This window comes from Pseudoduganella chitinolytica, from assembly GCF_029028125.1.
GTDB classification, from domain to species: Bacteria; Pseudomonadota; Gammaproteobacteria; order Burkholderiales; family Burkholderiaceae_D; genus Rugamonas; species Rugamonas chitinolytica.
The window spans coordinates 2,414,971-2,433,303 of sequence record NZ_CP119083.1 but is presented as its reverse complement, the minus strand read 5'-3'; the positions used below and the strand labels follow the sequence as shown (position 1 = coordinate 2,433,303).

Genomic DNA, 18,333 nt, shown 5'->3' with positions numbered 1-18,333 from the left:
CATGGCACGCATGAAATTTATTTGCGACACCGAGCGCTGCATCGAATGTAACAGCTGCGCCACGGCGTGCAAGAACGAACACGAAGTACCCTGGGGCGTGAACCGTCGCCGCGTGGTGACGATCAACGACGGCATCATCGGCCAGGAGAAATCCGTGTCGGTGGCGTGCATGCACTGCTCCGACGCGCCCTGCATGGCCGTCTGCCCGGTGGACTGCTTCTACCGCACCGACGAAGGCGTCGTGCTGCACAACAAGGACGCCTGTATCGGCTGCGGCTACTGCTCGTACGCCTGCCCGTTCGGCGCGCCGCAGTTCCCGTCGAACGGCACCTTCGGCCTGCGCGGCAAGATGGACAAGTGCACGTTCTGCGCCGGCGGTCCCGAGGAAAACGGCTCGCAGGAAGAGTTCGAGAAGTATGGCCGCAACCGCCTGTCCGAAGGCAAGCTGCCGGCCTGCGCCGAGATGTGCTCGACCAAGGCCCTACTGGGCGGCGACGGCGACGTCGTGGCCGACATCTTCCGCACCCGCGTCATCACGCGCGGCAAGGGCAGCGAAGTGTGGGGCTGGGGCACCGCCTACGGCAACAAGGCGCAGCAGGACTCCGTGCCGCAGGAGCTGGCCAAATGAGGCGCCTGGTCATCGTGACGGCGGCGCTGCTGCTGGCGGCCTGCGGTGAACTGGACCAGTCCAAGCAGGGCGCCGGCGTGGATCGTGGCGACCGTGCGGCCTACACGGGCGCCCACGGCACCCTTGCCGCCAAGGGCTGGGAAGCGGGCAGCAGCTCGTCGTGGCAGCAGCAGATCCGCCACCGCGGCCAGCTGCAGAACGAGTACAACCGGATCACCCGGTGAACAGGGAGGCAACCATGCAACGATGGCTAGCCATGCTGGCGCTGTGCTGCGCCACGCTGGGTACCGGCAGCGCGCTGGCGCAGCCTGAGGCCGGCGCCAATCAGGCTGCGCCTGCGTCCACACCGGTGCCCGCGCCTGCGCCTGCCTCTGCGGCTGCACCGCAGGTGCAGTCGGTCGACATCCTGAAGCAGGACCAGGCCGAGCGCACGCGCGCGCAGCCGGGTAATGCGGCGCCCGTGTGGCGCGCGGTGAACGCGGGCACGGAGCATTATTCCAGCCTGCCTTACCGCGAAGCCGGGGTGCTGATCCAGCAGAAGGTCCAGTATCCGGGCCAGGCGCACCCCGTCTCGGCGGGCGAGGCCTGGCGCCGCTTCCGCAACGGCCCGCTGCTGCACGTGGGTGGCTGGCTGTTCCTGGCCGCGATCGCCGCCTGCACGGCGCTGTACTTCGTCGCCGGACCGTTGAAGATCAAGGGTCCGTTGACGGGCCGCCTGATCGAGCGCTTCACGCCCGGTGAACGACTGATCCACTGGTCGGTCGCGATCACGTTCGTCATCCTGATGCTGTCGGGCCTGACGATGGCGTTCGGGAAGTTCGTGCTGATGCCGCTGATCGGCCATGGCCTGTTCGGCTGGCTGACCTATGCGCTGAAGACCGTGCACAACTTCGTCGGCCCGCTGTTCGCTGTCTCGCTCGTGTGCATGATCGTCAAGTTCGCGCGCGATAACCTGCCGGCGAAGGCGGACGTCAAGTGGCTGCTGTCGCTGGGCGGTGCCATCGGCGGCAAGCATCCGCACGCGGGCCGCTTCAACGGCGGCGAGAAGATCTGGTTCTGGGGCGGCGTGCTGGCGATGGGCGTGCTGGTGACGGCATCGGGCTTCGTGCTGGACAAGATCGTGCCGGGCCTGGACTACACGCGCCAGCTGATGCAGCTGTCGAACGTCGTGCACCTGGTGGCGGCATCGCTCGTCATGGCCGCGTCGCTGGGCCACATCTACCTGGGCACGGTGGGCATGCAGGGCGCCTATCGGGCCATGCGCGATGGCTACGTGGACGACCAGTGGGCCAAGGAACACCACGACCTGTGGTACGACGACGTGGTGCGGGGCGACGTGCCGCGCGTGCGCTCGCAGGAGACGCCGCCGACCACCGCCACGCCCCGCACTGTTTGAGGAGAGAACGATGAAACGTAGTGTAATCACCGCGCTGCTGCTGGCCGCCGCCGCGCTGGCGCAGGCGAAACTGCCGGCCCAGACGGACGAGCAGAAGGCCGCCGCCGCGGCCGCCAAGGAGAAGGCGGCATGGACGGACAAGGTCGCGGCATTCCAATTGTGCAAGGCCCAGGACCGGGTGGCCGCGTATTATGCGAAACACAGGGCCGACGGCAAGCCCGTGACACCTACGGCTGTGCCGGCATGCACCGATCCGGGCCCGTACGTCGCCCAGGTGGCGGCGCAGGCGCAGGTCGGCGTGGCCGACTCGAAGCCGGTGCCGGCCGCCGGCGCCGTGCAGCCGGGCCCCGCCGTACCGAAGAAATAGCGCTAGCCAAGGAACCGTCGCGATGTCGTACCGCCCCCAGTTGTCGAGCGCCAGCGCCGTGCTGACGCGTGAAGTCGAAGTGCTCGACGAGCGGGGCCGCGCGTCCGTCATCGCGATTCCCGCCGAGCGGCCGCTGACCGTCTACGTCGACAAGCGCGAACTGGTCACGTTGATGACGCTGGGTGGCGCGCCCGAAGCGCTGACCCTGGGCTACCTGCGCAACCAGCGCCTCGTGACGGCGCTGGAGGACATCGTCTCCGTGCAGGTGGACTGGGAAGTCGATGCTGTCGCCGTCACGACCAGGAACGGCATCGCCGGCCTGGCCGAGCGCACGTCGAAGCAGGTGGTCACGACCGGGTGCGGGCAGGGCTCCGTGTTCGGCGGCCTGATGGACGACGTCGACCGCATCGTGCTGCCAACCGCGGCGCGGCTGCCGCAATCCACGCTGTACCGCATTATTGATGCAGTGCGCAATCATCAATCGATCTACAAGCAGGCCGGTTCCGTGCACGGCTGCGCGCTGTTCTCCGCAGCGGGCGAGATGCTCAGTTTTGTCGAGGACGTCGGCCGCCACAATGCGGTGGACGCGATCGCCGGCCAGATGTGGCTGGAGGGTATCGCCGGTGCCGACAAGGTGTTCTATACGACGGGCCGGTTGACGTCCGAAATGGTCATCAAGGGTGCCCAGATGGGCATCCCGTTCCTGCTGTCCCGCTCGGGTACCACGCAGATGGGCCATATGGTGGCCGAACGCATCGGCATGACCTTGCTATCGCGCTGTACGGGCAAGCATTTCCTGTTGCTGACGGGGCAGGAACGGCTGGTATATGAGCCAGGCACCGCTGACGTCGTGCGCTACGCCTGAGCCCGGCTACTATCCGTGGCAGCAAACGCGCCTGGCACCATCCGTGGTTCGCGCCGCCGGGTCGCCTGGATGGGCAACGCCGGACGAAAAAAAAACCCGCCGAAGCGGGTTTCAAGAAGCTAACTCAGCTGAAGATCAGCCCAGTTTGCTGTTGGCTTTGCGGCGAGCCGTGAAAGCCAGCATGCCCAGGCCCAGGCCCAGCATTGCGTAGGTGGTTGGCTCAGGTACTGGCGACACGTTCAGCGTGCCAGCGTACGAACCGCCTTTGCCGCTCAGCAGCGTGTTGCCGCTGACGGTGAAGCCGTAGTTGCCGGCGATCAGGTCAGCTTCTGGGAAGAACTCGATGGCGCCGTCAGCCGTGAAGGTGGTTGCCAGGTTCGTGCGCACGCCGCCGACTTCCGAGAAGAAGGTGATGTCGGTGATGCCGTAGTTGGCCAGGCGGGCAGCGTCGATCTTGGTTTTGCCGGTCACTGCCGTGCCGCTGGCGGTTGCCAGTTCGGAAACGGAGAACAGGAAGGTGTCGTTGAACGAGCCGGCCGTTGCATGGGTCACGCCGAAGGTGGCGTTACCGGCTGCATCGAACGTCAGGACTTCGTCTGCCGCGGCGACGCCGCTGGCCAGCAGGCCGGCGGACAGCAGGAGGGAAGTGGCGACCTTGCTGAACATTGCTTTTTTCATCTGAATTACCTTATTGGTTGTTGGTGGTTGGTCAAACTCGAATCTGGCTCAACTTCGGGCAAATTCCGGATATCCATCGTGACACAAGGTTACCCTTGGTGGCCCGACGTCTTAAAGAAATCATAACATAGCAATGCTAGAGTGCGACGCCTGTTACAATTTTGTATTGATACAGGTGCAAGTTTTTGTTGTAATGCGGAGTAAAGTTCCGTTGTGCAACATCCTGTGATTGCTAGAAGGAACTCAGACTTTCCTATTGTTCATATGGAGTGGGATATCATGCTTGCCGCGCGGACCGTCGTTTTTCTAATAAAAAAGTTAAATTTCTTGCAAGTACTATTTCAACTCCCGCCGGGCGCGCCGCGCTCGTGCAGCGATACACCAATAGTTACATCTGTAGTGCGCCCTCGTCGCTGTCGAGTGGCGTCCGGGCGAAAAAAAACCCGCCGAAGCGGGTTTTGGAAACTGGACCGCGCGTTCGATCAGCCCAGTTTGTTATTGGTCTTGCGGCGAGCCGTAAAGGCCAGCAGGCCGATACCGACGCCGAGCATTGCATAGGTAGCTGGTTCAGGCACAGGTGCCGCCACGTTCAGGGTACCTGCGTACGAGCCACCGGCTGCACCGTTCAGCACGTTGCCGCTGACGGTGAAGCCGTAGTTGCCTGCGGAGAGACCTTCCACCGGATAGAACTCGATACCGCCATCGGTGGTGAAGGACGTTTCCAGGTTCGTACGCACGCCACCCACGTCGGCGAAGAACGTGATGTCGGTGATGCCGTAGTTGGCCAGGCGGGCGCCATCGATATAGGTCTTGCCCACGACCGCAGTACCGCTGATCCACGCCTGCGTGGCTGGGTCGACGGAGAACAGGAACGTGTCCGTGAACGAGCCCATGGCGTCGTGCGTGATGCCGAACGTTGCATTGCCCGCGGAGTCGAAGGTCAGGGTTTCGTCCGCGACCGCAACGCCGGAGGCGAGCAGACCAGCGGACAACAGGAGGGAGCCGGCTACCTTGCTAAAGAACGCTTTCTTCATTTGTATTACCCCTTGATTCGTTTGTTGTTACGAAAGTAGTAGCTTGACGTCAGCGATTGCACACCCAATACTTTTGTAGACTGCAGAAAATATAAGTTTGCGCAACTGCTAACATTGTCAATATAACTCTGCCCGGCGGGTTGATACTTCAGTAATGAATTGTGTTTGTTCACGGCAGGCCACGCCGATCTTCCTGTCCAGGGGCGTCGGAAAAAGATCAGCTAAAGTCAAGGAGTATATTTTTTTCTTTTTCACCAGCATGCGCCGGCGAGCCCGCCGCCCGCCCGGTGCGGGCAGCCGCGCCAGCCCATCTATAATGCGCCGATGGACATCCATTCCGACGACCTGAAAACGTTTGTCGCCGTCGTCGACAGCGGTTCGCTCAGCGCAGCAGCCGTCCATTTGGGACAGACCACGTCCGGCGTCAGCCGCGCCCTGTCGCGCCTGGAGGACAAGCTGCAGACCTCGCTGCTGACGCGCACCACCCGGCGCATGGAGTTGACGGAGGAGGGCCAGCTGTTCCTCGACAAGGCGCGCCACATCCTGGCGGCGATCGAAGAAGTGGAGGAGAGCATCCGCATCCGTCGCCAACGGCCGGCCGGGCGCCTGTGCGTGGACGCGGCCTCACCGTTCATGTTGCACTGCATCGTGCCGCACGTGGCCGAATTTCGTGCCCTGTATCCAGAGATCCGCCTGGAGCTCACCAGCAATGACCGGATCGCGGACCTGATCGAGCACCGTACCGACATCGCCATCCGCATCGGCGCCTTGCACGATTCGACGTTGCATGCGCGCCCGCTGCCGTCCAGCCCCCTGCACGTGCTTGCCAGCCCCACCTACCTGGCGCGCCACGGCACGCCGGCCGATCCGGGCGAGCTGGCGGCGCATACGCTGCTCGGTTTCGTCCAGTACGACCCGGGCAACCTGTGGCCGCTGCGCCATGCCGCGGGCAACACGCTGCAGGTCGTGCCCGCGCTGGCCGCATCGAGTGGCGAGACGTTGCGCCAGCTCGCGCTGGCCGGCCAGGGCATCGCCTGCCTGGCCGACTTCATGACGGGGGCGGACATCGCCACCGGCCGTCTGGTGCCCGTGCTGGCGGCATTCAACAGCGGCTACCGCCAGCAGATCCACGCCGTGTATTACCGCAATACGCAGCTGGCGCAGCGTATCGGCTGCTTCCTCGATTTCCTGCAACAGAAGCTGCCACCACCCCCGTAGGTGCAGTCCCACATGCGCGCCAGCCGAAGCGCCACATGACTTTGTTCGCTGGCGCACGGAGGCCCGGCCTGCGCGACCATAAGATGGAGTTGCGTGATTGATGCGCGATGCAACGAATCATAAGAAGCGAAGCAAAGCCGCTCGTCCGCAGGCAAGCCGGTCGCCTCAAGCGCCGGCACCAGAATTTTCGGCCAGACAGCGCCACGTACTTCGAGGCAGAGCCCCTGGCTTACAACGATTGCACAAGGAGGTCATCATGACGACGCCGCAAACGAATCATCCTTCGAAGGAAATGGTGCGCGAATACCTGGAGCGCAGGACGCAGGACGTGCAGCCGCCGCCCACGCCGGAGGAGATCCGCCGGCAACTGGGCTGGGGCCTCGTCATGTGCGATGAAAAATACGACCCCCGATTCTAACCAGAAGGAGAACAGCATGACCAAACGTATCGGCAACAAGGACATCGCCCAGCACCGCGGCAAGGACGAAAAGAAGCGCCTGCGCGCCTTCAACCTCGCCATGGAGGCCGAGAAGAAGGCCATTGCCGCCGCCAAGTACCGCAATGAAGTGAAGGGTCGTCCGGCGCTGGCCGCCCAGGCCTGATCGCGCACCGCTGCCCCACACAGCCCGCTCCACTGGAGCGGGCTGTTTGCTTTTACGCGCCCGCCGCCGTTCGCCGCCCCCCTCGTCACTCGCCGGTGCCTGACCGCCGTCCGCCGAAAAGGGGTTGGAGACGGGCGGGCGCTGGCGTATCGTTGCCGCATCGTCACGCAACGCCGGAGGGCACCATGCACTGCACCGCATCCCATGCTTCGCACCGCCAGCGCCGCCAGGTGATCTGGGGGCTCACGCTGATCGCGTTCGGCCTCGCCTACCTGCTGCAGCGCGACGACGACACGGCCGTCGCGCGCCTGTGGCTGTACTGGCCCTGGGTCCTGGTGGCGTTCGGCGTCAACAACATGCTGCCGCCCACCGATGGCCGCCGCTTCGTCGACGGCCTGTCGCAGGTGCTGTTCGGCGCGTGGTTCTGGATCACCGTGGAGGGCTGGTGGGGGCTGACCTTCAGCAACAGCTGGCCTCTCCTGATCATCGTCGCCGGGCTGGGCATGGTGCTGCAGCCGCTGGCCAACCGCTATTTCCCGCGTCGTGCGGAGGAGCAGTCATGAAAACGCAATCCAACGGCCAGCACATGGCCGCCCAGGTCGTGGTCGGCCTGGCCGTCATCGTCATCGGCTTCCTGTTCCTGTTCGATAACCTGGGCTGGCTGGACCTGGACATCGGCGTGCAGTTCTGGCCCGTCGTGCTGGTCGGCGCCGGTGTGCTGAAGATCGCCCAGGCCCGCTCCGGGCGCGGTAGTGCGACCGGTGCCATCCTGGTGCTGGCGGGCGTGGTGTTGCTGCTGCGGGCGCTGGGGTGGCTGCACATCGGCTGGAACGTACTGGGTCCCGCGCTGATGATCGGCGGCGGCGCGCTGCTGGTGGTGCGCTCCGCCGGCCGGCGCCACCTGGCGGGGCGGGCGGGCAGCGCCGGCGTGCGCCTGGACAAGGACGGCGACACTGCGACCGAGGACATCGTCAACGTGACGGCCGTGCTGGGCGCCCACCGCCGCCGCATGGCCACGCAGCACTTCCGCGGCGGCGAGATCACCGTCCTGATGGCCGGCTGCGACCTGGACCTGCGCGACGCGTCGCTGGACGGCGTCGCCGTGCTGCACGTGTTCGCACTGATGGGCGGCATCGACATCAAGGTGCCGACCGATTGGACGGTGGAGCTGGAAGGCATGCCCATCCTGGGCGGCTTCGAAGACTCGACGCTGCGCCCGCGCGACACTGGCAAGCGCCTGGTCGTGCGCGGCTACGCCATCATGGGCGGGCTGGACCTGCGCAACTGATGCAGGCACCGCTGTCGAACCGGCGCGGCGCGCTGCTGTACGTGGTCGCCTGGGTGTGCCTGGGCATGGCGCTGGGCGCGGTGTGCGCCGCACTGGCGCCGGCGCGCCTGATCAACGGCCTGCTGTTCGCCCTGCCGACCACGCCGGTGTACGGCATCGCCGCCGGGTTTTCCACCTACTACCTGTGTCGCGCCAATCCGCTCGGGACACGCCCGGCACCGCTGCTGATCGTGATGCTGGCCGCGGCGGCGATCGTGGCCGGCTTCATGTGGCTGGCGGTGCTGCTGGGGTGGAACGAGTTGTGCCGGGGTCTGGGCGTGCCTTGGGCGGGGATAACGGTCCGCACCGAGCTGTCGGCACTGCTGTTCGCCCTGGGGGTGCTGCTGTATGGCCTGCTGGCCGCGATCAACTACCTGGCCATCGAGGCGGGGCGGGCCCGCAGCGCGGAGCGGCGCGCCCTGGAGGCGCGGGTGGCGGCGCAGGAAGCGGAACTGCGCATGCTGCGCACGCAGATCGACCCGCACTTCCTGTTCAACAGCCTCAACTCCATCAGCGCGCTGACATCGCAGGATCCGCCAGCGGCGCGCGAGATGACACTGCAGCTGGCCAGCTTCTGCCGGCACAGCCTGGGGCTGGCGGACCAGGACCGGGTGACCCTGGAGCAGGAGATGACGCTGGTCCGGCACTTCCTCGCCATCGAGAAGGTGCGCTTTGGTGCCCGCCTCGTGACGGAGGAGGCGCTGGAGAAGGGCGCCCTGGCATGCCTGGTGCCGCCGATGATCATCCAGCCGCTGGTGGAGAACGCAGTCAAGCACGGCATCGGCCAGTTGCCCGAAGGCGGGTTGCTGCTGGTGGCTGCCTGGCGCGAGGGCAGCGGGGCGGGCATGCGGCTGCGTATCGCCGTCAGCAATGCCGTCGACACGGAAGGCCAGGGCGGCGGTGCCGGCGGCATCGGCCTTGCCAACGTGCGCCAGCGCCTGGCGTGCGCCTATCCGAACGCGGCCACGCTGGCATGGAAGCGCGAGGACGGCACCTTCAGCGTCGAGATCGCGCTGCCCGCGCAAACCAGGGAGAGCTGACATGACCGCCACCATCCGCACCGTCATCGTCGACGACGAGCCGCTGGCGCGCGCCCTCGTGCGCGAATACCTGGCCGCGCATGCCGACGTCGCCGTCGTGGCCGAATGCGGCAACGGCTTCGAGGCGGTCAAGGCCATCGCCGAACTGGCGCCGGACCTCGTCGTGCTCGATATCCAGATGCCGAAACTGGACGGCTTCGAGGTCGTCGAACTGGTGGGCGCGCGCAGCGGCACGCGCTTCATCTTCGCCACCGCGTTCGACCAGTACGCGATCCGCGCGTTCGAGGTGCGCGCGCTGGACTACCTGTTGAAACCCTTCAGCCAGCAGCGCTTCGACCAGGCGCTGGACAATGTGCGCGGCGCACTGGCCGCGTCGACCGTTGCGCCGGCGCCGGCGCCGTCGTTGCAGGGGCTGGGCCGCGCCAGCGCACCCGCGCAGCCGCTCGCGCGCGTGCCGATCCGGGATGGCACCAGGGTGCATGTGGTCCCTTGCGATGCGATCGATTGCGTGCAGGCGCAGGACGACTATGTCGAGATCCGTGCCGGCGGCAAGGCGTGGCTGAAGAACCAGGCGCTGTCGGACCTGGAGGCGCAGATGGACCCGCGCCGCTTCCTGCGCGTGCACCGCTCCTGGCTGGTCAACATCGAGGCCGTCAGCCGCATCGAGCAGGCCACGCGCGACAGCCACGTGGCGGTGCTGCGCGACGGCAGCCGCGTGCCGGTCAGCCGCGGCGGCTACCAGAAGCTGCGCGCCGCACTCAGCTGACGGCCGGGCCGATGCGCCACCAGAGCGGCAGCAGGGCCCGGATCTCGGGCCGGCCGAAGCGGTCGTCGATCAGGTGCACGGTGCCGCGGTCGCTGGTCGTGCGGATCACGCGGCCGGCCGCCTGCACGACCTTCTGCAGGCCCGGATACAGGTAGGTGTAGTCGTAGCCGGCGCCGAATACCGCATCCATGCGCCGGCGGATGCCTTCGTTGACGGGATTGAGCTGGGGCAGGCCCAGCGTCGCGATGAAGGCGCCGATCAGGCGCGCGCCCGGCAGGTCGATGCCTTCGCCGAACGCGCCGCCCAGCACGGCAAAGCCGATGCCGCGCCCGTCGGCCTTGAAGCGGGCCAGGAACGCGTCGCGCGCGCCTTCGTCCATGCCGCGCGCCTGGCGCCACACCGGCACGTCCGGGTAGCGCGCCGCGAACAGGTCGGCCGCCTTGTCCATGTAATCGAAGCTGCTGAAGAACGCCAGGTAGTTGCCGGGCTGGCGTTCGTACTGCGCGCCCATCAGCGTCGCGATGGGCGCCAGCGAGCGGTCGCGGTGCTGCCAGCGGGTGGAGATGTGGTCCGCCACGTGCACCGCCAGCTGGTCGGCTTCGAACGGCGAGGCGACATCCACCCATGCGGTGTCCGCCGGCATCCCCAGCGTGTCGGCGTAATAGTTCCAAGGGCTGAGGGTGGCCGAGAACAGCGCCACCGAACGGGCCGCGGCGAAGCGCGGCTGCAGGAACGGGGCCGGCACGATATTGCGCAGGCACAGCGTGGAGCCGCGCTTGCCTGCCCGCGACGTCGTCAGGGTCACGTCGAACAGCGAATGGTCGCCGAAGCTTTCCGCCAGCCGGGCGAAGTGCAGGCCGTGGAAGTAGAAGTCCAGCACGTCCGCATCGAACCAGGCGGGATTCTCGGCCAGGTAGTCGCCGATGGCCGTCGTCGCCGTCTGCAGCGCGCCCATGAATTTTTCCGGCAGCGCATCGAGCGCGCGGTAATCTTCGTCCTGTTCCTTCTCCAGCGCGAGCCACTGGCGGTGCACCCGGTCCAGCGGCTTCGCCAGCGCCGCCGGCGCCGTCTTCCTGAGCGCGCGCAGCGTGCCGTGTTCCAGTTCGGCCGAATACATGGCGCGGGCACGCGCCACCATGTTGTGCGCCTCGTCCACCAGCACGGCCACGCGCCAGTCGTTCATCGTCGTCAGCGCATGCAGCTGCGCGGAAAAGTCGAAGTAGTAGTTGTAGTCGCCCACGATCACGTCGGCCCAGCGCGCCAGCTCGCTTTGCAGGTAATACGGGCAGACGTCGTGCGCCAGCGCGGCCGTGCGCACCGAGGCCCGGTCCAGCAGCGGCAGCTCCAGCGCGGCCGCGCGGGCGGCGGGCAGGCGGTCGTAGAAGCCCCGGGCCAGCGGACAGGCTTCGCCGTGGCATGCCTTGTCGGGATGTTCGCAGGCGCGGCTCTTCGCCGTCAGTTCCAGCGTGCGCAGCGGCAGCAGCGGCGCGCTGTCGCGCAGGCGGGTCACGGCATCGAGCGCCATCTGCCGGCCGGACGTCTTCGCGGCCAGGAAGAAGATCTTGTCGAGGCCATGCTGCGGCGCCGCCTTCAGGAGCGGAAACAGGCTGCCGATGCTCTTGCCGATGCCTGTCGGCGCCTGTGCCAGCAGCGCGCAGGCGCGGCTGCTGGCCTTGAACATGGCCTCCGCCAGTTCGCGCTGGCCGGGCCGGAACGACGGGTGCGGAAACGACAGCGCCGCCAGTTGCGCGTCGCGCGCGCCGCGGTGCGCCAGCTCCTGTTCGGCCCAGCCGACGAAGGCGGCGCACTGCGCCTCGAACACGGTGCGCAGCGCCGCCGCGTCGTGCTGTTCGGCCAGCACGGTTTCCTTCTGGCTGCCGATGTCGAAGTAGACGAGCGCCAGGCGCACGGAGTCCAGCCCGCGCATGGCGCACAGCAGGTGGCCGTACACCTTCAGCTGGGCCCAGTGCAGCGCGCGGTGGTTGGCCGGCATGCGCGCCAGGTCGCCCCGGTAGGTCTTGACCTCCTCGAGCTGGTTGGTGCGCGGGTCGTAGCCGTCGGCGCGGCCGCGCACCTGCAGCGGGCCCCAGTGGCCGGACAGGGCGAGCTCGCGCTCGTAGCCGTCGTCGCGCCGGGCGCTGACCACCGCGTGACCGGCGATCCCCTCCTGCGCCGTGGGCGACGGCGTGAAGCGCAGGTCCAGGTCGCCCGCCTTGGCCGTGAACTCGCACAGCGCACGCACGGCCACGGTATAGCGCGCAGGCGTTGCCACTACGCCTGCCATTGCAGGTAGCACACCGTCACCGGCATGCGGTGCTGGGCACAGTAGTCGATCCAGCGCAACTGGTTGTCCTGCAGCCGGTCGCCCGGCCCCTTCACCTCGATCATCTGGTAGCGCTTTTCCTGCGGCCAGAAGCGGATCAGGTCCGGGAAGCCCGTGCGGTTCTCCTTGATGTCGGCCAGGATGCGCTGGAACGACACCTTCAGGTGCTCGGCCGGGATGCAGTCCAGCGCCAGTTCCAGCAGCGTGTCGTCCAGGCCGTCCCAGTAGACGAACGGCGACGAGATGCCGTGCTTGGCCGCGCGGTTGGCCCGGATCGCCGCGCGCCAGCTGCCGTCTTCCAGCCGGGCGAGGCAGGCGGCGAAACGGTCCGCGCGGCGGTGCTGGAAGTCGGCGCTGTGCAGGTCGGCCGGGCCATGGTGGAACGGGTGGAAGAAGGCGCCCGGCACGGCGGCGAAGATGGCTTCCCAGCACAGCAGGCCGAACAGGGAGTTGATCAGCGTGTTCTCGACGTAGAACACGGGCGCCCCGTCCTGCGCCAGGTGGTCGCGCACGACTCCTTCGACCCACCAGCCCGGCGTAGGCAGGGGCAGGGTCAGGTCGAGCCGGTCGATGGCGGGGCGCTTGCGCGGCGCCCCGCCCGGATGGCCCAGCCGGCGCGCCAGGCGCGGTCCGATGCGCAGCAATTGCTGGCGTTCCGCCTCGCTTTCGGGCGCGGCGCCGGCACGCGCCAGCAACTCCCAGGCGGGACCGTACTGTTCGTCCTTTTCCAGCACGCGGATCGTGCGCGCGCGGGCGCCGGGCCAGGTGCAGTCGGCATAGACCGCCAGGGCGCCGGGCCAGTCGCGCAGCTTTTCCAGCTGCTGGCCCATCTGGAACAGCAGCTTGTGGCGGCGCCCGCGCAGCCATTCGTTGTCGCTGCTGGCCGGCGGCACGTCCGCCAGCACCGCCAGCGGATCGTCGCCCGCCGCGAAGCGCTCCCGGCATGCATGCAGCAGCAGGTAGTCGTCGATGTCGCGGCGCGTACGGAACGCCCGCGCGGCCGGGCCGAAGTCCACTTTCTCGAAGCGGTACACGCCCAGGTCGGACAGCACGAATTCGGTCCAGTCCTGGTGGTAGTTGCCGAAGAAGATCAGGCGCAAGCGGTCGCACAGCGGCTTGGCCAGCACGCGGTAGACGGCGTCCTGCCCGGCGGGCCACCAGGCCGAGAACGGACGCGTGCCATCGTGTGCTTGCCGCAACGCCGCCAGCTGGTCGGCCTTGCGCGCCGCCCGCAACGCGCCTTCCAGGGCGAACACCTGGCACAGCTCGGGTTTCTGCAGCAGGTCGAACAGCTCGTCCAGCGTCAGCGCGGGATCGGCATCGATCCAGCCCAATTGCGCCAGCGGTGCGGCGGCGGCGCGGCTGCAGCCGATTTCATCGTACGCCAGCTTGCTGGCCCGGAACAGCAGGCCCTTGCGCATGACCATGCGGACAAACAGCGCCCGGGCGTTCTGCGGCAGGGTGGGGAAGATGTCGATGAAGGCGCGCTCGTCCTCGCCCAGCAGGTCGCCATAGCGCTCGCCGATCCACGCCAGTACCTGGTGGAAATTGTCGAGATAGTAAAAGGGGTTTTCCAGGACGGGTTTCATCGGAACTGCGCATCGGAACTGCGGCGGTGCGATGGCTGGCATCGCATGACTGTATTTATATACAGTTTATCGCTTTCGAAGCCGCTTGCCCAGCGCTTTTCCGCCGACCGTCCCTGCAAGGGGCCGGCCTCCGATAGCGGGGACAGGCACGGTGCGAGCATGCTCGCGCCGTGCCTGTCTCCTCGGGTCTAGTGCTGAGCGATCAGAAACCCAAGAGGACAGGTACCCGTCGCAGGGCTGGAGGCCCTGAGACAGGTGCCTGTCCCCGGCGCTTCATGCGTCGCCGCGGCTTAGTGCTTGGTCTGCTCGGCCGCCTTCTGGTCGGCCAGCGCGGCGGCCTTGGCCAGCTGCTCCTCGAACGCGGCGACAGCCTGGCGGGTGGCGGTCGTCACCTGCTCGTAGCCCTTGAAGGCATTGTCGATGGCGGCCTTGACGATCTCCACGGCGTTCTCCGAGCCTGGTCGCACGTTCTTCGTCACGTCGTAGATCAGCGCCGACAGGCTGCTCTTGGCTTCGGCCAGGTGGGCATCGGCGGCGCGGGTGAATTCGTTGTGGATGTCGGCAATGATCTGGCTCAGTTGCTGGTTGTAGCCGACGATATTGGTCAGGTTGTGCATTTTCGCGCTGGCCGCCGCCATCGCGGCCTTTGGATCGCTCGCCTGGCTCACCTCGCGGCCCGTGGCCAGGCTGTTCTCGATGCCGTTGCGGGCCGTGTTCATGTTCAGCTGCACGACCTGCTCGAGGCCCTGGACCGCCTTGTTGGTCAACGTATTGAACGTCTCCAGCTGGAATTCGAACAACGCTTTGGTGGCCTGGGCAAACTGCTCTGGATTCTGAAACATGTGTCTTCCTCCAAAAAGTGTGGCTCCGAGGGCCGACGTCACCCTCGCGCGGGTTGCTGCGACTGGATTATCGCCAAATCTATTATCGCCGAGTCTATTATTGCCGAGTCATTATCTGGTACGGAACGGTTTCTCGCAACGGGCATCGCGATAGGGACCCAGCAGCTTGCGCCAGCCCGGTCCCAGCGGCGTCTGCGCGCACACCTTGTGGCCGGTCGTGACGCTTTCCCACAGCCACCATGGCGCGGGCGCCGCCCTGCTCGGCAAGCACAGCAGGATCAGCGTGCACGACACGACGGCAAGGGCAGGGCGGAGCGGGATCATGGCGGCGCGATGGCGGGCAAGGTGAGGGTGAACGTGGTGCCGAGCCCGGGTGTGCTGTACAGGGCAATGCGACCGCCGAGCACGCCCGTCACGATATTGTGCGTCACGTGCAGGCCGAGGCCGGCAGCGCCGGCGCCAGGACGGGTGGTGAAGAAGGGATCATACACCTTGTCCACGTGCTCCGGCGCGATGCCCGCGCCATCGTCGCCCACGGACAGCGCGACGATGCCGTCGTCCAGGGCGCGCGCCGCGATGGTGACGGTACCGTCGGCGCGGCCGGCGAGGCCATGCACGACGGCGTTCTCGAACAGGGCCGACAGGGCCTGGCCCAGCGGGCCCGGGTAGCTGTCCATGACCAGGTCGGGCGCGATCTCCTGCCGCACGGTGGGGCGCGGCTGCGGCGTGGCGGCCAGCAGCGGCAGCACCAGCTCGGCGATGAATTCGTCGAGCCGGAAGCGGCGCCGCTGCGAGCTGGCCGTATCGATGGCGACCTGCTTGAAGCTGGCGATCAGGCGCCCGGCGCGCGTCAGGTTGCGCACGATGACGCCGTCCGCTTCCCCCGCCGTCTCCAGGTACTGCTCCAGGTCAGTGCGGCGCAGGCCCGCGTGCAGCCGGCTCCTGAGCGTGGCCAGGTGCTCGCTCATCGTGCTGGCGACCGTCAGGCTGTTGCCGATGGGCGTGTTCAGCTCGTGCGCGACACCCGCCACGAGCGCGCCCAGGGCGGCCAGCTTGTCGCGCCGGACCAGTTCGTCCTGGGTCAGGCGCAGGTTGTCCAGGGCCGCCGCCAGGCTGGCGCTGGCCTGTTCGGCTTGTTCCTTTGCGCGCCGCAGTTCGGCCGTGCGTGCCATCACCAGCTCCTCCAGGTGGTCGCGGTGGCGCGCCAGTTCCGCCTCGCGCCGGGTGCGTTCGATGGCGATGCCGGCCAGGTGTACGGCGACCCGGATCAGCCGCTCATCCTCCGTGCGGGGCTGGCGCGGGTCGCGGTAGTAGATCGCGAAGGAACCCAGCACCGTGCTGGCATCGCCGAGGATCGGCATGGCCCAGCAGGCCCGCAGGCCATGGCGCAGCGCGAGTTCGCGGTAGTTTTCCCACAGTGGGTCGCGCGCGATGTCGGCTGCGATGACGCTCTCGCGCAGGAACATGGCCGTGCCGCAGGAACCGACGCGGGGGCCGATCGGGATGCCGTCCAGGGCCTGCAGATAGGCCGGGGGCAGGCTGGGCGCGGCGCCGGAGCGCACGGTCTTGCCGTCCTCGTCCAGCAGCTGGATCGTGCAGACGACGCCCGGCGCCTGCGCTTCCATCAGCACCAGCAGCTTGTTCAGGGTCTCCGTCAGCGGCGCGCCGCGCGCCACCATTTCCAGCAGGGCGTTCTGGCCGGCGCGCAACGCTTCGGCCAGGCGCTGGCCAGTGACGTCGACGAGGCGCATGTGCAGCAGGCGCATGTCGTCCTTGTCCAGCATGACAAGGCGGATCTCGCAATCCACCGCGCGTCCGCTGCTGTGCTGGAACGTCATCGGGAACACGCGCACTTCGCCGCCCAGCACCTTGTGCAGCAGCGTGTCGATGGCCTCGCGCGACGGCGTGCCGTCCGGCTGGGCCGGCGGGCACAGGTCCGTCATGCGCAGCCGCATCAGTTCCCCGCTGGAGCGGCCGAACAGCCGTTCGGCGTTGCGGTTGACGTCGACCGGCGTGCCGCGCGCGGCGTCGAACAGCAGGATGGCATCGGGCGAGCCGGCCAGCAGCGTGTGGTAGTTGACCTCCAGCGTCTTCATGTCGAGCGTGGTCGCGCGCGGCACCTCGGGCCAGGCATGGCGTACCGTCAGTTCGATCTGGATCTTCTCCACGATCTCCTCGGGCGCGCACGGCAGCCGCAGGTAACCGGCCGCGCCGGCCTCCAGCGCCCGTTCGCGTTCCTCCTCGGAGGGCGCCGCCGACAGCACCAGCACGGGCAGCTGGCACCCCGGTGCCGCGTGCACCAGGCGCGGCAGCAATTCCAGCCGGGCGCTGCCGGCAAGCGCCACGTCGAGCAGCACCATCGCGACGCCATTGTCGGCGATTGCCGCCAGCGCCGCGTCGCCCCGGTTGACGACCTGGACGCCGAACTCCAGGCGCGCCAGCAGCTGCGCCAGCGCCGCTTGGTCGGCCGCGCTGACGATCAGGATGGTGTGCAGGGTGTCGGGAAGGTTCAACTGCGTCATGGGACGTTCGCTCGTTGCCGATGGGTTCAGTGTAGACCATCGGCGGCGGGGTCGCGGCGCGGTTGCTTGCGGGAAGGGGGAGCGGGAGCGGGGAGAAGGCATAGCGCCAAAGAAAAGGCGCTGTGCCCCGGTCGCAGTGAAGTAGCCCATCGGTAATTAGATGACGTCGAGCATCAGCGCTACGCGCAGGAAATGCTGCGGCAGCGCAACCCGGCCGGCGTCCAGCACGTGCCGCCAGCCCAGGTAGTTGGGCAGGTAGCGGCTGGCGACACCTAGGAAGTGCCGCAGCCAGCCCTTGAAGCGGCTATGGTGGCTGTTGACGGTATGTACGTGGATGAGGCCGTCCACACGGATGCCGGCACGCGGGTTCACTGTCCCATGCGCGATGCCGGCCGTGGTGGCGAACGCTTTATAAGCGACCGCGCTGTCGGTCGCCAGCAGGATGCCCGGCGCCAGCACGGGCGGCAGGCAATCATGCAACTGCTGCGCCGTTACCGGCCCTCGCCCCGGCACGAAGTCGCATACCTTGCCGTTACGGTTACAGGCAACCAGGATGCAATCGTGGTCCTTGCCCGGCCCCCGATGGCTGGCGCTGCCGCCGCGCCGGCGTGCCGGACGGGTCAGGTGGCGCGAGCCTTTCTGCGATTCCAGCAAATACGTTTCGTCCGCCTCCACGATGCCATCGAGCGGCAGTGCCCTGGCGTCCTTGGCCATCGCCAGGAAGCGGTGGCGCCAGCGGAAGCTGGTGTTGCGGTGTATGCCGATCGACTTGGCTGCGCCGCGTACCGTCATCGAGTGCAGCATGCACTGCAGGAACGGCAGCCATTTCTCGCGCAATCGGATGAATGCCAGAGGCGTTTTCGTCAGGACATTGAAGCTGGCGCCACACTGGCGACACCGGTAGCGCTGCAAGCCTCGGTAGACGCCGTGGCGATAGAGCCGGTCGCCCTCGCAATGCGGGCAGTGGCGTAGTTTATTGCCGGCTTCCGCGAGGATCGCCAGGCACTCGGCCAGCGACGAACAGCGATCGAAGATGTTCCGGAGTTCATCGGCCTGCTTGCCGGTCAACTGCGTCAACCATTGCAGTACCTGGACCTGTGCGGCTTCGAATTGCTGCGCTTCCATGGTTCCTCCCC

At 67.2% G+C, this 18,333-nt stretch carries 20 protein-coding genes; 12 read left to right on the top strand and 8 right to left on the bottom strand.

What is annotated here, in order from left to right; genetic code table 11:
- Position 1 precedes the first annotated feature (1 nt).
- From fdh3B to PX653_RS10645, 5 genes are read left to right on the top strand one after another with little or no spacing between them, the layout of a single operon-like run.
- Positions 2 to 628, top strand: coding sequence for a formate dehydrogenase FDH3 subunit beta (gene fdh3B, locus PX653_RS10665; RefSeq protein ID WP_277417858.1), 627 nt, complete (start codon positions 2 to 4; stop codon positions 626 to 628).
- Positions 625 to 852 (top strand): hypothetical protein, encoded by a 228-nt coding sequence (locus PX653_RS10660; protein ID WP_277417857.1) that lies wholly within the window; start codon positions 625 to 627, stop codon positions 850 to 852. Before fdh3B ends, PX653_RS10660 begins: the two co-directional genes overlap by 4 nt.
- A 14-nt stretch (positions 853 to 866) precedes the next feature.
- Positions 867 to 2,024: a formate dehydrogenase subunit gamma gene (locus tag PX653_RS10655; RefSeq protein WP_277417856.1), complete on the top strand. Its 1,158-nt coding sequence runs from the start codon at positions 867 to 869 to the stop codon at positions 2,022 to 2,024.
- A 10-nt stretch (positions 2,025 to 2,034) separates the two neighbouring features.
- Positions 2,035 to 2,391: a hypothetical protein gene (locus tag PX653_RS10650; protein WP_277417855.1), complete on the top strand. Its 357-nt coding sequence runs from the start codon at positions 2,035 to 2,037 to the stop codon at positions 2,389 to 2,391.
- Between the two features lie 22 nt (positions 2,392 to 2,413).
- Positions 2,414 to 3,256, top strand: a complete 843-nt coding sequence (locus PX653_RS10645; RefSeq protein WP_277417854.1) for a formate dehydrogenase accessory sulfurtransferase FdhD — start codon at positions 2,414 to 2,416, stop codon at positions 3,254 to 3,256.
- Positions 3,257 to 3,391: 135 nt separating this feature from the next.
- Here PX653_RS10645 and PX653_RS10640 read toward each other — a convergent pair whose 3' ends face one another.
- Both PX653_RS10640 and PX653_RS10635 read right to left on the bottom strand, forming a co-directional pair.
- Positions 3,392 to 3,934 carry an FxDxF family PEP-CTERM protein gene (locus PX653_RS10640; protein WP_277417853.1) on the bottom strand — a complete coding sequence of 181 codons (543 nt, stop codon included), beginning with the start codon at positions 3,932 to 3,934 and terminating at the stop codon, positions 3,392 to 3,394.
- A 482-nt stretch (positions 3,935 to 4,416) separates the two neighbouring features.
- A complete protein-coding gene (locus tag PX653_RS10635; protein WP_277417852.1) occupies positions 4,417 to 4,968 on the bottom strand; it encodes an FxDxF family PEP-CTERM protein in 552 nt (183 codons plus the stop codon).
- Between the two features lie 324 nt (positions 4,969 to 5,292).
- Here PX653_RS10635 and PX653_RS10630 point away from each other — a divergent pair, with 324 nt between their 5' ends.
- From PX653_RS10630 to PX653_RS10600, 7 genes are all read left to right on the top strand, one after another.
- Positions 5,293 to 6,186, top strand: a complete 894-nt coding sequence (locus tag PX653_RS10630) for a LysR family transcriptional regulator (protein ID WP_277417851.1) — start codon at positions 5,293 to 5,295, stop codon at positions 6,184 to 6,186.
- A gap of 256 nt (positions 6,187 to 6,442) precedes the next feature.
- Positions 6,443 to 6,604 (top strand): hypothetical protein, encoded by a 162-nt coding sequence (locus PX653_RS10625; RefSeq protein WP_277417850.1) that lies wholly within the window; start codon positions 6,443 to 6,445, stop codon positions 6,602 to 6,604.
- Positions 6,605 to 6,620: 16 nt separating this feature from the next.
- Positions 6,621 to 6,788 carry a hypothetical protein gene (locus PX653_RS10620; protein WP_277417849.1) on the top strand — a complete coding sequence of 56 codons (168 nt, stop codon included), beginning with the start codon at positions 6,621 to 6,623 and terminating at the stop codon, positions 6,786 to 6,788.
- A gap of 185 nt (positions 6,789 to 6,973) precedes the next feature.
- Positions 6,974 to 7,351: a LiaF transmembrane domain-containing protein gene (locus PX653_RS10615; protein WP_277417848.1), complete on the top strand. Its 378-nt coding sequence runs from the start codon at positions 6,974 to 6,976 to the stop codon at positions 7,349 to 7,351.
- The gene (locus tag PX653_RS10610) at positions 7,348 to 8,076 is read left to right on the top strand and encodes a LiaI-LiaF-like domain-containing protein (RefSeq protein WP_277417847.1); all 729 of its coding nucleotides are present in this window, start codon (positions 7,348 to 7,350) and stop codon (positions 8,074 to 8,076) included. The genes PX653_RS10615 and PX653_RS10610 overlap by 4 nt, the downstream gene beginning before the upstream one ends.
- Positions 8,076 to 9,155 carry a sensor histidine kinase gene (locus PX653_RS10605; RefSeq protein ID WP_277417846.1) on the top strand — a complete coding sequence of 360 codons (1,080 nt, stop codon included), beginning with the start codon at positions 8,076 to 8,078 and terminating at the stop codon, positions 9,153 to 9,155. The genes PX653_RS10610 and PX653_RS10605 overlap by 1 nt, the downstream gene beginning before the upstream one ends.
- Before the next feature lie 13 nt (positions 9,156 to 9,168).
- Complete coding sequence (locus PX653_RS10600; protein ID WP_277418555.1) at positions 9,169 to 9,921, top strand: LytR/AlgR family response regulator transcription factor; 753 nt, start codon at positions 9,169 to 9,171, stop codon at positions 9,919 to 9,921.
- Here PX653_RS10600 and PX653_RS10595 read toward each other — a convergent pair.
- The 6 genes from PX653_RS10595 to PX653_RS10570 all read right to left on the bottom strand — a co-directional run bounded on the left by PX653_RS10595 (position 9,914) and on the right by PX653_RS10570 (position 18,322).
- Positions 9,914 to 12,205 carry a helicase C-terminal domain-containing protein gene (locus tag PX653_RS10595; RefSeq protein ID WP_371876441.1) on the bottom strand — a complete coding sequence of 764 codons (2,292 nt, stop codon included), beginning with the start codon at positions 12,203 to 12,205 and terminating at the stop codon, positions 9,914 to 9,916. The two genes, PX653_RS10600 and PX653_RS10595, sit on opposite strands and share 8 nt — an antisense overlap.
- The gene (locus tag PX653_RS10590) at positions 12,193 to 13,833 is read right to left on the bottom strand and encodes a VRR-NUC domain-containing protein (protein ID WP_277417844.1); all 1,641 of its coding nucleotides are present in this window, start codon (positions 13,831 to 13,833) and stop codon (positions 12,193 to 12,195) included. Before PX653_RS10590 ends, PX653_RS10595 begins: the two co-directional genes overlap by 13 nt.
- 290 nt (positions 13,834 to 14,123) lie before the next feature.
- Complete coding sequence (locus PX653_RS10585; RefSeq protein WP_277417843.1) at positions 14,124 to 14,675, bottom strand: phasin family protein; 552 nt, start codon at positions 14,673 to 14,675, stop codon at positions 14,124 to 14,126.
- Positions 14,676 to 14,786: 111 nt separating this feature from the next.
- Positions 14,787 to 14,999: a hypothetical protein gene (locus tag PX653_RS10580; protein ID WP_277417842.1), complete on the bottom strand. Its 213-nt coding sequence runs from the start codon at positions 14,997 to 14,999 to the stop codon at positions 14,787 to 14,789.
- Positions 14,996 to 17,197, bottom strand: coding sequence for an ATP-binding protein (locus PX653_RS10575; RefSeq protein ID WP_277417841.1), 2,202 nt, complete (start codon positions 17,195 to 17,197; stop codon positions 14,996 to 14,998). The genes PX653_RS10580 and PX653_RS10575 overlap by 4 nt, the downstream gene beginning before the upstream one ends.
- 156 nt (positions 17,198 to 17,353) lie before the next feature.
- Positions 17,354 to 18,322: an IS1595 family transposase gene (locus PX653_RS10570; protein ID WP_277417840.1), complete on the bottom strand. Its 969-nt coding sequence runs from the start codon at positions 18,320 to 18,322 to the stop codon at positions 17,354 to 17,356.
- Positions 18,323 to 18,333 lie beyond the last annotated feature (11 nt).